This is a genomic window from Corynebacterium sp. HMSC070E08, from assembly GCF_001808895.1.
Lineage (GTDB): Bacteria > Actinomycetota > Actinomycetes > Mycobacteriales > Mycobacteriaceae > Corynebacterium > Corynebacterium hiratae.
On the sequence record NZ_KV794747.1, the window covers coordinates 72,165 to 84,967 of the forward strand.

The following is a 12,803-nucleotide window of genomic DNA, read 5'->3' on the forward strand; positions in this document are numbered from 1 at the left end:
AGTAGCCGGCAATGGAACCTTATGTTGGAATTGTCGTGATGGAGCTTGCTAAGAAGTCCAGTTCATCTGCCCAAAGCTTCTTCCGCGAGGATTTTTATCTTGTGTATGCGGAGTCGGACGAGAAGGCTCGAGAACGCGTTGAAGCGATGGCGAACGAGCAGGCCGATGGTGAGGACGTGAAGGTACGGCACATCGTGGACGTCGCGCCAGCCCTCTATGGTTATGTAGACCGCGATTGCGATCTTTACTCGCGGCACTTTGCGAACCTAGAGGACTACGAGCGTTTCGAAATGAAGCTCGGCGGAACTGACCCGCTGGCTGATTAATCGTAGACTTCGCGAAGAAACCTGCTGACTCTCGTCTGTGTTGGCCTGGCTAGCTTTCGGAAGGCTCTCGCACCGCGTGGCGTGAAGCTAATCTTCCACGCCACATTTAGCCTCTAGTTCTTCAAGAGAAATGGTCTCTAGCTCGCCTCGGTGGGCGGCGTCGGCTTCGGCCTCGAGCTCGGAGATGTGCTCTTGCCAGGCGTCGATGCCGCCGCGCAGCGAGTAGACGTTGCTGAAGCCGCGGGCGCGCAGGGCCTCGACGGCCTGGGCGGAGCGCAGGCCGCTGGCGCAGTAGAGGACGGCGAGGTCGGCGAGGTCTATGGGCGGGTTGTGGCCAGCGAGGATGTCATCGAGCGGGAGGTGCTGCGAGCCGGGGATGAGGGAGGCGGCGCGCTCGGGGGAGGTGCGGACGTCGATAAGCGTGGCGTCCTCCGGGATGACGCGGATGTCCGTGGGGTTGTCGGGGCGCGCCGGGATGGCGCCGTTCGCGCGCACGGGGATGTATTCCCACGTCCCGGCGAGGGAATCGTAGTAGCCCAGCGTGCCGATGAGCGGGGTGCCGATGCCCGTGAGGAGCTTGAGCGCCTCGACGGCCAGGGCGGAGCCGGCCACGCCGACGACCGGTCCCATCACACCGGCCTGCGAGCAGGAGGGTACCTGCGGATCGGTGGGGAAGAGGTCTTCATAGACCGGGCCGTGGCCGGAATGGAAGACGGTGAGCTGCGCGTCGTATCCCAGAAGTGAGGCCCACACGTGCGGAATGCCCAGCTCATGGGCGGCCCAGGAGGCTAGGTGGCGGGAGTAGAAGTTATCGGTGCCGTCGATGATGAGGTCAGCGCCGCGCAGCTGGTCCAGGGCGGTATCAGGTGTCAGGCGCGAGAACTGCTCGACGGTGCACTCCGGGTTGAGGGCGTTCAAGGCCGCAGCGGCGGATTCGGTTTTGGGTTGGCCCACGGTTGCTGTGCGGTGGATGACCTGGCGGTGCAGGTTGGAGAGGGAGACGGTGTCGTCGTCGAAAAGCAGGATGCGCCCGACGCCCGCGCCTGCCAGGTAGAGCAGGGCAGGTGAGCCTAAGCCGCCGGCGCCGATGACGGCGACGGTGGAAGAGCGAAGCTGTTCCTGAGTGGAGGTTCCCCACAGGGTTTCTTGGCGTGCGTAGCGTGAACTCATTCCAGGCCTACCCACGTGGTGGTGTCATCGGTGTGCAGCTGTTCCTTCCAGATGGGGACTTCTGCCTTGACGCGGTCGGCGCAGGTCGACGCCGCTTCGAAGGCGTCCTTGCGGTGCGCGGAGACAGCGGCGACGATGAAGGCGGACTCGCCGATTTCTAGTGCGCCAGTCCGGTGCGCGCACCAGAGGCGGACGGCGGGGAAAGCGGCGGCGACTTCAGCGGCCACGCGCTCGATTTCCTGCTGGGCTGAGGGGTGCGCGGTGTAGGTCAGGAGCTTAACGCCCCGGCCGGAATCGTGGTTGCGCACGATGCCGTCGAATAAAACGACGGCACCCGTTTCCGCGGTGGCGATGTCGGGGGCCGTGATGGGCTCAGCACTGATGTGCGCGCCGAGTAGGCCGAAGCTAGTGCTCATTGATGCCTTCCAGCTGGTTGATGATGTGGTTAAGCACCGGTTCGAGGACCGCGCAGCCGTCTTTGGCAGCACCCGTGGAGCCGGGCAGGGCCATGGCGAAAGTGGCGTTGGAGACGCCCGCAACGGTACGCGAGAGCGCCGCAGTGGGGATGCCGGCGGAGTGCGCGTAGAAGGCGTGGGCCAGGCCGGGGAGCTCGCGCTCAAGGTGTGGGGTGAGCGCCTCGACAGTCTGGTCATCCGGACTGATGCCCGTGCCGCCGGAGGTGAGGATGACGGAGGGGGCATCGGCGAAGGCGGTGGCCAAGGCGGCGTCGATGTCGGCGTCCGAGACGACGACGGGTTCCGGGGTATCGAAGCCCTGCTCACGCAGGAAATTCACCAGGATGGGGCCGGAGCGGTCCTCGTATTCGCCGGCGGCGGCGCGGGTCGAGGCAACAATAACGAGTGCGCGTCGGGTCATGAGAGCGGGAACACCTCCACGAGGTCGCCGGCTGAAAGCTGTGTGTTAGCCGGGATACGGATAAGGGCAGTAGCACCGATGGCCTGGGACATTAGGTGGGAGCTGGTGCCGCCGAGGAAGGAGGCTTGGGCGGTGCCATCGGAAATGTTGATAGTTCCACGGCGGAACTGTTCACGGTTGTTGAGGCCTTCGGCGGGCTCAGTAAGGTGTGCTCTAAATGGAGCGGGAGCGCGGCCGATAACGGGTGCCAAGTAGAGGCGAAAACTTACTAGCGTGGAGATCGGGTTGCCGGGGAAGCAGACAACGGGAACCTCCCCCAAACGCGACAGGCCCTGCGGGCCGCCGGGCTGCTGCGCCACGTGGCCGAACCAGCCGTCCTCTTCGAAGATCTGGCGGATGACCTCAAACTTTCCGTGGGAGATGCCGCCGGAGGTGACGATGACATCGGGGCGGTGGGTGATGACCGCTTCGGTGAGGTCCGCGCGCAGGGCAGAAGGATCGTCATTCGTGCGCACGAAGCCGGCTACGTCGATGCCATACTGCGCAGCCAAGGCCGCGAGCATGGGCGCATTGGAATCGGGGATGGTGGCCTCGCCCTCGCCACCGATTTCCGCGCCACCGGTGCAGATGAGGATGCGGGCGGGCGCGTACGTGAGGACCTCGGCCAGGCCCTGGGAGGCGAGGGTGGCGATGGAGGGGGCGTCGAGAAGCGCGTGCTCGTTGATGAGGGTCGTGCCGGCCTGGACATCGGAGCCGGCACGGCGGATGAACTGCTCGGGGGCTGCCGGCACGGTGACCGTGGCGCCCTCCTCGGGGAAGTGCGGGGGCTCGCAGTGCTCGACGGGGACGATGGTAGCGGTGCCTTCGGGGATTTTGGCGCCGGTCATGATGGGAAGGGCGGTGCCTTCGGTGAGGTCCACCGGAGGATCACCCGCCGCAATGGTGCGGCCGACGGTGAAGGCGCCGCCGTGTGTAGTCGGAAGAGCATAGCCATCCATCTGCGAATTATCGAAAGGCGGAAGGTTGTGTTCCGCGCGGTACGTCGCAGCGGCACGGCGTCCGAAGGCGCTGCTCAGGGGAGTGGACACCATCCGGGGCTGCGGAAGGGCCGCGCGAACGGCGGCGAGGTGTTCCTCATAGGTGCGCATCGGGTTCCTTCCTGTCGCAGAGGCTGGCATAGTGGCAACCATGGTTGACATACACTACTTTGCCGCAGCCCGCGCTGCCGCGGGGCGCGCGCAAGACACGGCGCAGGCGGCGACCTTGGGGGAGTTGCTGGACGTGTTGCGTGCTCGGCATACTGGCAGCACCGAGGCCGGCATGAGCTTTGCGGAGGTGCTGGAGCGCTGCACCTTCCTGGTGGATGGCGCGAGCGCTACCGAGGACGCCGTGCTTGCCGACGCTTCCCGTGTCGACGTCCTCCCGCCTTTTGCTGGGGGTTAGTTGCGGACCCGCAGCGGGCTGGTGAAGAAGTTCACCACGCCGGAGACAACCGCAAGCACAATCGCGCCGATGATGGCGGCACCCCAACCGTCGATGACGAGCGAGTCCATGAGCGCGCTGACGAGGAGCAGGACCGCGCCGTTGATGACGAGCGCGAAGAGGCCCAGTGTGAGGCAGGTCAGCGGTGCGCCGAGGAAGCGAAGTACCGGGGTGACGACCTCGTTGACGATGATGAAGACCGCCGCGATGAGCAGGAAATTCTGGGTGGTCGCAGGAACGATGTCGATTCCAGGGACAATCGCCACTACTGCCCAGAAGGCCACCGCGACGGCAATGACGTTGAGTGCAAAATTGATAAATATCTTCACAACTGCACTCTAACGCGGAAACTAACCCTCTGCACCGAAGGCAGCGTCCCAGGCCTTAAGCAGGATTTCGGTTTCCTCCGCCGTGGTGACGGAAATGCGCACGCCCTCGGGGAAGGCGCGGACCAGGACGTCATTCTCCGCGAGTTTTGCGGCGACGTCCTGCGGGGAGCCCAGCTTCGCGATGCTGTCGGCGGCAAACCAGATGTGGTTGGCCTGGGACTCCGGAACCCCAAAGTCCGCGAAGTGCGTGACCAGGCGGTCGCGCTGCTCAACGGTCTCATCGGTGCGCTCGCGTAGCTCCTTCTGGGCGGCCAACGAGGCCACCGCACCCGCCTGCGCGATGGAGTTCACGGAGAAGGGGATGGCCACTTTGCTTAAGGCCTCGATGATCTCGGCGTTGCCGAAGGCATAGCCCAAACGGACACCGGCCAGGCCGTATGCCTTGGAGAAGGTGCGCAGGCCAATGACGTTGTCGTGGGTGTGGACATAGTCGGTGGCTAGCGGGACGGCGTCGTTGCGGTTGTATTCGATGTAGGCCTCATCGAGCGCCACGATGACGTCCTTCGGGACCTTGGCCAGGAAGGCGTCGAACTCCTCCTTGGTGATGATGGAGCCGGTGGGGTTATTCGGGTTGCACACGAAGATCAGGCGGGTCTTGTCCGTGATGGCAGCCGCCATGGCCTCCAAGTCCACGCGGTGATCCGCGGTGAGCGGAACCTTGACCGGGGTGGCGCCCACGACCTGCGCGAAGATGGGATAAGCCTCGAAGGAGCGCCAGGGGAAGACAATCTCATCACCGGGCACGGAGGTGATCTGCACCAGCTGCTGGCAGATGGCGGAGGACCCCGCACCGGTGGTGACCTGCTCTGGGGTGACACCGAGGTTTTCGGCGAGTGCCTTGCGGATTTCCACTGCACCCATGTCCGGGTAGCGGTTGACGTGCGCGGCAGCAGCCTCCATGGCCTTGAGCGCGCCGGGCAGCGGCTCCTGAGTTGCCTCGTTGGAGGAGAGCTTCAAGGCGTGCTCGGCATTCTTGCCGGGAACGTAGGCGGGCAGGGAGGAAAGGTCTGGTCGAATCATGTTCTCCACCTTAGGCGTTGCGGGGGCCGCGGGGACCGAAGTCGAATTCTGCAGTTTGCGGGCCGAAGGCCTGAAGTCCCTTCGGTGCGTCGAAAGCATCGAGGCGTACCTCGAGGAAGGCGCCGCGCTCCGGGTGGGCGGCGATGTCCTCCAGGGCCTTGGACAATTCGCCCTCTGTCGAGGCCACGTAGGACTCCATCGTGGTGTCCTTCATAAACACCTTCGGAAGAGCCTTGTAGTCCCACATCTGGATCTCGTTGTACTCGCGCTCCATGCCCAAGATGTAGCGCTCGATGGTGTAGCCATCGTTATTGACCAGCACGATGATGGGCTTGAGGTCCTGGCGCAGGATGGTGGAGAGCTCCTGTGCGGTGAGCTGGAAGGAACCATCGCCGATGAAGAGGACGTGGCGGCGCTCCGGGTTGGCCAGCTGCGAGCCCAGCACGCAGGGGAGGGTAAAGCCGATGGAACCCCAGATGGTGGAGTTAATGTACTGCACGCCCTCGGGCATGCGCTGCTGGCCCAGGCCGATATTGGAGGTGCCGGCTTCGGCGATGACCACGTCATCTTCCTGGATGAAGCCGAGCATCTGCGGCCAGATGCGCTCCTGGGTCAGCGGGGCATCCGGGTTCGGCTCGAAGGCCTCGGGCTGGAGTTCCTTGGTTGTGGTTGCCTCCGCTTCCGGGATGCGGTCCAGGAGGACGTCGAGAAGCTCCAGCGTATTGATGCCCACGAAGAATTCACCGTCGGCGTTGAGGTGCTGGTCGCCGAAGTTATAGACGCGGGCGTCGGCCAGGTTGTGGGTGAAGGAGCCGGAGTTGACCTCGATGAAGCGCGGGTTCGTGGTGACTAGGAAGTCGGACTTTTCGATGCGCTCCTGCACGCCCGGGGCAGAGGCCGCGCCGTTGTAGGTGCCGATGAAGAGCGGGTGGCGCTCAGACAAGATGGCCTTGCCGGAGGAGAGCTGGGAGTAGGGCAGCTGGGCCTTGTCGATGATGGCGCGGAATTTCTCCGTGAAACCGTGGCGGTTGGTGTCCTGGTCGATGAGGATGATCGGGTCCTTGGCCTTCGCGAGGTGCTCCAGCACGTAGTCCGCAGCGGCGTTCAGGCGCTCCGGATCGGAGGTTGCGAGCTCGGTGGAGAAAGGTTCGTCGGGGACCTCGATGGTCAGGTGAGTGATATCGGAAGGAATCTGGATGTGGACCGGGCGCTTCTCGCGCAGGCAGGTGTGCAGGGCGCGGTCGAATTCCTCGACCACGTTCATGGGGGACACGCGTGTGGCCACTTCGGTGAAGGGCGCGAAGGAATCCAGCATGTTGGCATAGTCGCCGTCGGCAAGCGAGTGGTGCAGGTTCCAGCGGAACTCCGTGGCGTACTGCGGCGGCGCGCCTGCCAGCGACACCAGCGGGACGTGCTCAGCGCGGGCACCAGCGATGCCGTTGAGTGCGGAAAGCTCGCCCACGCCATAGGTGGTGAGCAGGCAGCCCACGCCCTTCTGGCGGGCATAGCCGTCGGCAGCATAGGCGGCGTTGAGCTCGTTGCAGGCGCCGACGAAGCGGATGCCCTCGGAAGCTTCAATCTGCTCGAGGAAGCTCAGGTTGAAGTCACCGGGTACGCCGATGATTTCAGTAATGCCGATGGCCTTGAGGCGGTCCAGGATGAAATCACCAATGGTGGTCTGCATGAGAGGGTCCTTTCTATTTGTTTCGGGCGTCGTGGCGCTTCTTGCCCAGCCAGATGAGGGCCAAGGTCACAATCCAACAGGGTAGGACAATGGCGCCGGTGCGGTAGTCGGGCAGCATGAACATCAAAACAATGACGAGTGCGAAGAAGGCCAAGCACAGGTAGTTGGCAAAGGGGTAGAGGGGCGCGCGGAAGGCCGCGTCCGGGCAGCGCTTGCGGAAATTCAGGTGTGCAAGGGCGATGGCGGACCAGGAGATGAGCTCCGCACCAACGATGATGGCGAGGAGAACAATCAGGATCTTGCCCTCGAAGAGGAAGTTAAGTAGCACGGCCGAGCCCATGAGTAAAGAGTTGAAGAGCAAGGCGCGAACCGGCACGCCCTTGGCGCTGACGGAATTGAAGAAGGGTGGGGCTTGGCCGCCGCGGGAGAGGTCCCGCAGCATGCGCGCGCCGGAGAAGGTCATGGTGTTGAACACGGAGACGGCGGCGACCAGCACGATGAGGTTAAGGCCCGTGGCGGCGGCCGTAATGCCCAGGGTGCTCAGTGCGCGCACGAAGGGTGAGGTGGAAGTATCGAGTTCATTCCACGGGGCGAGCAGCACGATGATGCTGATGCCGCCGACGTAGAAGAGGAGGATGCGCCAGATGACGTTGTTGATGGCCTTGGGCAGGCTCTTGGCGGGATCCTGCGCCTCGCCTGCGGCGGTGCCGATGGAGATGATGCCGCCGAAGGAGAAAATCACCGCGACGAGGGAGAAGAGCATGCCGGTAGCGCCGTTGGGGAAGAAGCCACCGTGCTCGGTGATATTGCTTAAGCCCAGGGCGGGCTCCGGGGTGAGGCCAAAGACGATGGCCGCGCCGACGATGATCATGAGGATGAGCGCGGCGACCTTGATGAGGGAGAGCCAGAACTCTGCCTCGGCGAAGGCACCGACGTGCACCAGGTTGATGGCGGTGACGATGACGAGCGCGACGAGGGCGGTGAGCCAGTGGGGGATCCCGGGGAACCAGAAATCCATGATGGTGCCGGCGGCGGTGAGCTCCAGCATGCCGACGACGATGGTGGTAAACCACCAGTTCCAACCGGTGACAAAACCGGCGATGGGCCCGATGTACTCGCGGGCATAAGCACTGAAGGAGCCTGCGACGGGGTGCTCCACGGCCATCTCACCAAGCATGCGCATGATGAGGAAGATGATGAAGCCGCCGATGGCGTAGGCGGCGATAACGCCGGGACCGGCCTCCTGGATGGAGGCGCCGGAGCCTAAGAAGAGGCCCGTGCCGATGCACGAGCCAAAAGCGATCATTTGCAGGTGGCGCGACTTCATGCCGCGCTGCAGGCCGTCGTCAGTATTGCCGTTGTCGCTGGCGACAACGTCCTGTGCCCTGACGGGATGGTTGGTTGTGGTCATGTAGACGCCCTTCATGAACGTAAATATGTGACGTTAGTCATTGAACTGTAGGAGATTATGGCGCACCACAGTTTTGTTTGTCACTAGACAAGAAGCGGAAGTATCTTTGACATATGTCAAAAGTACCGCCCCCGCAGCTGACGAGCATCCAAGACATCGTCGACGAATGCGCCCAGATCCTGCAGCGCTCCGTTGAGGTGACCACCCCCGCCATCGCGGTGATTGCGGCTAGTGCGCAAATCGGTGCCATCGATAAGAACAGGGCTGCCTCGATTCTTAATCGCACCCCGCCCCCGGAGCCCATTCCGTGGATGCTCAGCTTCGGCATCCAGGAGGCTGTGCTGCCGGTACGCCTGCCCGCCAACCCGCGCTATGACATGCTGCCCCGCGTGGTTATCCCTCTGCGGCACGAAGACCGGCTGGTGGGTTATTTGTGGGTTATTGATGAGCCCGCGCTGGGCGACGCCCCCTTGGTCCGCCTCGGTTCGCTAACAGCTCCGCTGGCCAGGCTTATCGACGAACGCGATGCTCCCCTCGCCGCCCGCGCCCAGCAGCTCGGGGAGCTGGCCCGCGAGGTGCTCACCGGTGATCCGGCCGCGCTGGCGGGTGCCCGGGAGCGCGATCTCTTACCCTCCGACGGCGAGCTGACCGTGCATCGCGTGCTGGTGGAAGGCGATCAGCGTGCGGTGGCCGTGGAACTTGCCCGCCCGTTGGTGCGCCGGCCCTTTTTGGTCGCGGACTCTCATGATTCCCTCGTGCTCATTGAGTGCCGCCGCGATGACAAGGACACCGAGGCTCTCATGGAGGAGCTGCAGAGTGCCGCGCTTGTCACCGGCGCTGAGGTGGTGGCGCGTGGCTCGGCGCCGACGGCCCCGCAGGCGCGACTCATGGCGGACGTGGCCAAACTCTGCGGCCAGGATTCGCTGCGCTGGGAGGAGGCCGGCGCGTGGCGGCTGCTGCGCGGGTGGGAGCTGACCCCAGCAACGGTGGTGGAGATGAGCCCCGATGCCGCCGTGCTTCTCGACGACCCCCGCAACTCCTACTGGCACACCCTGCTGACCTACTTTGAGCATTCCCGCAACGTCTCTGCGACCGCCGCCGCACTCTACATTCACCGCGCCACGCTGCACTACCGCCTAGACCGCGTCCGCGAGATTCTCGGGCCCGGCGTGCTGGATGATGGCTGGCGTTGCGCGGCTCTCTACGTTGCCCTCAAGCTGCATGCGGCCCTTTAGGGAAAGAATAGGGAAGCCCCATTTTGTCCCTAGGGGAAGCGCTCAGGTAGAGTGATGGACGATTCATTGCGAATCGCTGGAGACGTGCCAGAGCGGCCGAATGGGGCTCCCTGCTAAGGAGTTGACTTACTTGCGTAGGTCCGGAGGTTCAAATCCTCTCGTCTCCGCAAACTACAGAACCCGAGTCATCGTTTCACCGGTGGCTCGGGATTTTACGTTTTCAGTTCCTTCGTATGCCGACAGCCCGTGAGCAGGGAACTTAGAATGAAGGCGCTGACCTTAATCTGTGCTGGCTGGGAGCGTCATGGAGTTACTAAAAGAGCCAATCTGGGATGTGGAAAGTAACGCGAACATCGATCCCGATGAGAACTTTGTCCGAATATTTTGTTCTTTCCAAAATTCATGAGTGCTATTCCCCTCAGCCACTTCCCAAAGCAACGAACGGCATAGTGAGGTGGGGGATGAAAAAGAAGTAAATATCGGGCGAATGTGCTTGATGGCGAAATGGGGCAGGGGTGGTTCCGAAGAATTTTTGGTCGCCTAATTCAGCACTAGCGGCAGGACCAATACACCGGTTGAGAGCGCGAGCATGCCTAAGCAGTTGATCCAGAATTCACTGTCGAGGAAGTGGGCGCGGACACGGGCTGCTGAGGCTGCGCAGAAATATGCGATGACTCAAAACATGGATGCGATTCCTACGCTTGGGAACCAGAGTCCGTCGATGACTCCTGTGGCTGCGCGGCACTTGATGACAATGAGCGCCCACCACCAGTCTTTGGGGCGCTGGTTAACCCGAGTCTCAAAAGACTAGGGTTTGCGGGGAAGGGGAGGGATTATATGCCTTCTTGTGCGCCCTCGCAACAAATCTTGAGGAAGTTTATACAATAGTCTACATTTTACATCTTTTGCTTCCAATTATCCCTACTGGATGTAACTCTAGGGGTGTCCGATTTTCAGCCATCTTTTCTAGAAAGGATTATGGACATGTATCGTCTCAAGAAATCTACGCGTTTAGTGGTGCTGGTTGCGGCAGCAACAGTTTTTGCACCAGTCAATGCTAGTGCCGGTACTGAGACTGACCTCGCTGAGTCGACTCAGAATAATGCCTCTCAGTCTTCTGTTTCCTCAGAAGTTGCGGAAAAAGCAGATTCCTATGTTTTCCTTCAGGGAGACCAATTCGCGATTGCTAGAGAGGCAGAAAGCGCTCTTTCGCAAAAGGAACTGCAAGAAATCAAAAATGAAGTAGAGACTCAGAACGAAAGGATCAGCGAGGCCAAGGCTGATAGTAACCTTGAGATGAAGGTGGCGGGAGACTCGATAACTTTCTGGGAAAAAGGGCCGAAGATTTCGAGCGCTGATGATGATGACATTGATCCATACTTTCAAGAGGGTCGGAATGGAATTGAATTCCATGGGACTTATGTGAGGGTGCTACTGTCTAAAACGACGATTAACCGGGTGGGTGGCGGTGTCACAATCGCTGGAGTCTGGATTCCCGAGCCAGTTCTTTCCAAAATCCTAGCTACTGGAGGGGCTATTGCTGGTCTTGCGCCCGGTGGTATGTATGCAGACTATGGCATTGGTTCGATTGTGGCTGGCGCTTTCACACATAATGCATATCCTCAGCGGGTTGGTTTTCAATAAATTATCCTTCCTCTAAACAGAAAGGGGTTTAGGGAAAGGTAATTGGAATTTTGCCATATGGATGTTTCTGCATTGTTCAGATAACAGTCCAAGAGAATCTGCCGCCTGGCAAGAATAGAAATGGTTCTGGAGAGTAAAATATGTGGAAAAAGATATTGGCCACTGTGGGCGTTTTATTGATGATGCTTTCCGCTCAACTTCAGTGGCCGTATGGGGTCACGATTGCTCTAGCAATTTTGGTCATTTTCCTTGTGTTTGTTCCATCTGGGAAGAAGTAAATATCTGAGCAGAGGTGGGTATTTTAGCGGGCCTGCCTCTGTTTTAGATTGATTATTTATTAAGTTATGAAACAAAATACTATTTCTATAGTAGGCAGGCTAGCTCTTTTCTTTCTGGCTAGCGTATCTTTTGGGGCCACGGCTTCATCAATATCTACTGCTCAACAGAGGAATTTCGATCCTCTTTCATATATTGAAAGTGGAGATGAGGTGCAGGTGGGTCCTCCCCGAGGGGCGGTGACGTGTTCTGTGACTATCATTTCCCAGCAGCGGGCCTTGACTGCCGGTCATTGTGGTGAAAGTGCGGATGAAGTGTATTCGAAAGGTAGGCGTATTGGAAGTATTGGTGAAAACTACTTGTGGAGTAACCAAGGGATAGATGTTTCAGAAATACTTCTTGATCCTCCGGTAGATTACGTTCTTCGGGCTGATAAAATTAGTGATAAAAGTATCGAAATACCTTCAGCTATTTTTGCAAAAACCTTTCTCGGAGGGAGAATTGATGGGGTTGTCAACGACAAGAACTTATATTGTGAGGCATTTTCCATCAATGGGAGAGAATATCAGGCGCGAACTCTAAAGGCTCAAATGACTTCAAAACCTGGGGATTCAGGCGCCCCTGTCTATAATCCTGCAGGAGAATTGGTGGCCCTCATTGAAGGCGGCAATGGGAAAGGGGATACTACTATCACGCCGCTTTCTTTCCTGGAGGAAAAACTCTCTGAAGACTCTTCTTCTAATGAGTGTAAAGGAAATGGTTAAATTACACAGCCTGTTTGCTAGGAGATTTTCCGCTTTATCTAACGACTAGTTGCAGCTGCTACGCAAAAGAGGAGGCGGAATCTGCTCAACGACTTCCTGCGCTAGCGACGAGTCGGATTTGGACGGTGTTGGTTGTTGCCGAGTGTATTTTGTTAGTCGGCGGACGTAGCGCCATCGGCAGATGCCTCAATACTAGTCCTTGTCCTAACATCGAGAAGTTTTAGAGTGCGTTAATTTTGTCGCTTTAGTCGAGGGCTTGTCGGTTTATTGATTGCTTGATTTCGCTGCTTCAACGGACCTGACCCCTGTTTGGTAGACACCTGATATCCAGCCCGGTTGGGTTGGGAAGAAAGGTAATCTACCACCATGCCTAGGTACTCCGAACAGTTCAAACGTGATGCTGTGGCCCTCTACGAAAACAATGAGGACCTCTCACTTCACGCGGCTTCAGCAGAGCTGGGAGTCAATCGCTCCTCACTTTATTCCTGGATCAAGCAGTACGGCACCGGCAAACGCGCCCGCACGA

The 12,803-nt window shown here is 60.0% G+C and carries 14 protein-coding genes and 1 tRNA gene; 7 read left to right on the forward strand and 8 right to left on the reverse strand.

Annotated features, from left to right (window positions below; translation table 11 throughout):
* Positions 1-11 precede the first annotated feature (11 nt).
* The gene (locus HMPREF2526_RS04615) at positions 12-326 is read left to right on the forward strand and encodes a DUF4288 domain-containing protein (protein WP_070510720.1); all 315 of its coding nucleotides are present in this window, start codon (positions 12-14) and stop codon (positions 324-326) included.
* An 87-nt stretch (positions 327-413) separates the two neighbouring features.
* On the opposite strand, the gene HMPREF2526_RS04620 is transcribed toward HMPREF2526_RS04615, so the two are convergent.
* Genes HMPREF2526_RS04620 through HMPREF2526_RS04635 form a run of 4 tightly spaced genes read right to left on the reverse strand, consistent with a single transcriptional unit; the run spans position 414 to position 3,520 of the window.
* A complete protein-coding gene (locus HMPREF2526_RS04620) occupies positions 414-1,496 on the reverse strand; it encodes a ThiF family adenylyltransferase (RefSeq protein WP_246819855.1) in 1,083 nt (360 codons plus the stop codon).
* On the reverse strand, positions 1,493-1,912 hold the full coding sequence (locus HMPREF2526_RS04625) for a molybdenum cofactor biosynthesis protein MoaE (RefSeq protein WP_070546105.1): 420 nt from the start codon (positions 1,910-1,912) through the stop codon (positions 1,493-1,495). Before HMPREF2526_RS04625 ends, HMPREF2526_RS04620 begins: the two co-directional genes overlap by 4 nt.
* Positions 1,902-2,372, reverse strand: coding sequence for a MogA/MoaB family molybdenum cofactor biosynthesis protein (locus tag HMPREF2526_RS04630; protein ID WP_070546107.1), 471 nt, complete (start codon positions 2,370-2,372; stop codon positions 1,902-1,904). The genes HMPREF2526_RS04625 and HMPREF2526_RS04630 overlap by 11 nt, the downstream gene beginning before the upstream one ends.
* Positions 2,369-3,520, reverse strand: a complete 1,152-nt coding sequence (locus tag HMPREF2526_RS04635) for a molybdopterin molybdotransferase MoeA (protein WP_070546109.1) — start codon at positions 3,518-3,520, stop codon at positions 2,369-2,371. Before HMPREF2526_RS04635 ends, HMPREF2526_RS04630 begins: the two co-directional genes overlap by 4 nt.
* A 40-nt stretch (positions 3,521-3,560) precedes the next feature.
* Here HMPREF2526_RS04635 and HMPREF2526_RS04640 point away from each other — a divergent pair, with 40 nt between their 5' ends.
* The gene (locus HMPREF2526_RS04640; protein WP_010188351.1) at positions 3,561-3,815 is read left to right on the forward strand and encodes a MoaD/ThiS family protein; all 255 of its coding nucleotides are present in this window, start codon (positions 3,561-3,563) and stop codon (positions 3,813-3,815) included.
* On the opposite strand, the gene HMPREF2526_RS04645 is transcribed toward HMPREF2526_RS04640, so the two are convergent.
* Genes HMPREF2526_RS04645 through HMPREF2526_RS04660 form a run of 4 tightly spaced genes read right to left on the reverse strand, consistent with a single transcriptional unit; the run spans position 3,812 to position 8,358 of the window.
* A complete protein-coding gene (locus HMPREF2526_RS04645; protein ID WP_070546111.1) occupies positions 3,812-4,183 on the reverse strand; it encodes a phage holin family protein in 372 nt (123 codons plus the stop codon). The two genes, HMPREF2526_RS04640 and HMPREF2526_RS04645, sit on opposite strands and share 4 nt — an antisense overlap.
* A 21-nt stretch (positions 4,184-4,204) precedes the next feature.
* A complete protein-coding gene (gene hisC / locus HMPREF2526_RS04650) occupies positions 4,205-5,263 on the reverse strand; it encodes a histidinol-phosphate transaminase (protein WP_070546113.1) in 1,059 nt (352 codons plus the stop codon).
* Positions 5,264-5,273: 10 nt separating this feature from the next.
* Positions 5,274-6,947: an alpha-keto acid decarboxylase family protein gene (locus HMPREF2526_RS04655; protein ID WP_070546115.1), complete on the reverse strand. Its 1,674-nt coding sequence runs from the start codon at positions 6,945-6,947 to the stop codon at positions 5,274-5,276.
* A gap of 13 nt (positions 6,948-6,960) precedes the next feature.
* Positions 6,961-8,358, reverse strand: a complete 1,398-nt coding sequence (locus HMPREF2526_RS04660) for an amino acid permease (RefSeq protein WP_083295518.1) — start codon at positions 8,356-8,358, stop codon at positions 6,961-6,963.
* A 113-nt stretch (positions 8,359-8,471) separates the two neighbouring features.
* On the opposite strand from HMPREF2526_RS04660, the gene HMPREF2526_RS04665 reads away from it, so the two are divergent.
* The 5 genes from HMPREF2526_RS04665 to HMPREF2526_RS04680 form a co-directional block, all read left to right on the forward strand.
* On the forward strand, positions 8,472-9,593 hold the full coding sequence (locus HMPREF2526_RS04665; RefSeq protein ID WP_070546117.1) for a PucR family transcriptional regulator: 1,122 nt from the start codon (positions 8,472-8,474) through the stop codon (positions 9,591-9,593).
* A 78-nt stretch (positions 9,594-9,671) separates the two neighbouring features.
* Positions 9,672-9,760: transfer RNA gene (locus HMPREF2526_RS04670), tRNA-Ser, on the forward strand.
* A gap of 817 nt (positions 9,761-10,577) precedes the next feature.
* Positions 10,578-11,237 (forward strand): hypothetical protein, encoded by a 660-nt coding sequence (locus HMPREF2526_RS04675; RefSeq protein WP_070510733.1) that lies wholly within the window; start codon positions 10,578-10,580, stop codon positions 11,235-11,237.
* A 344-nt stretch (positions 11,238-11,581) separates the two neighbouring features.
* Positions 11,582-12,277: a chymotrypsin family serine protease gene (locus HMPREF2526_RS13180; RefSeq protein ID WP_141745871.1), complete on the forward strand. Its 696-nt coding sequence runs from the start codon at positions 11,582-11,584 to the stop codon at positions 12,275-12,277.
* Between the two features lie 366 nt (positions 12,278-12,643).
* Positions 12,644-12,803, forward strand: a 160-nt coding sequence (locus tag HMPREF2526_RS04680; RefSeq protein WP_148139539.1) for a transposase, incomplete at its 3' end; no start/stop codon positions are given.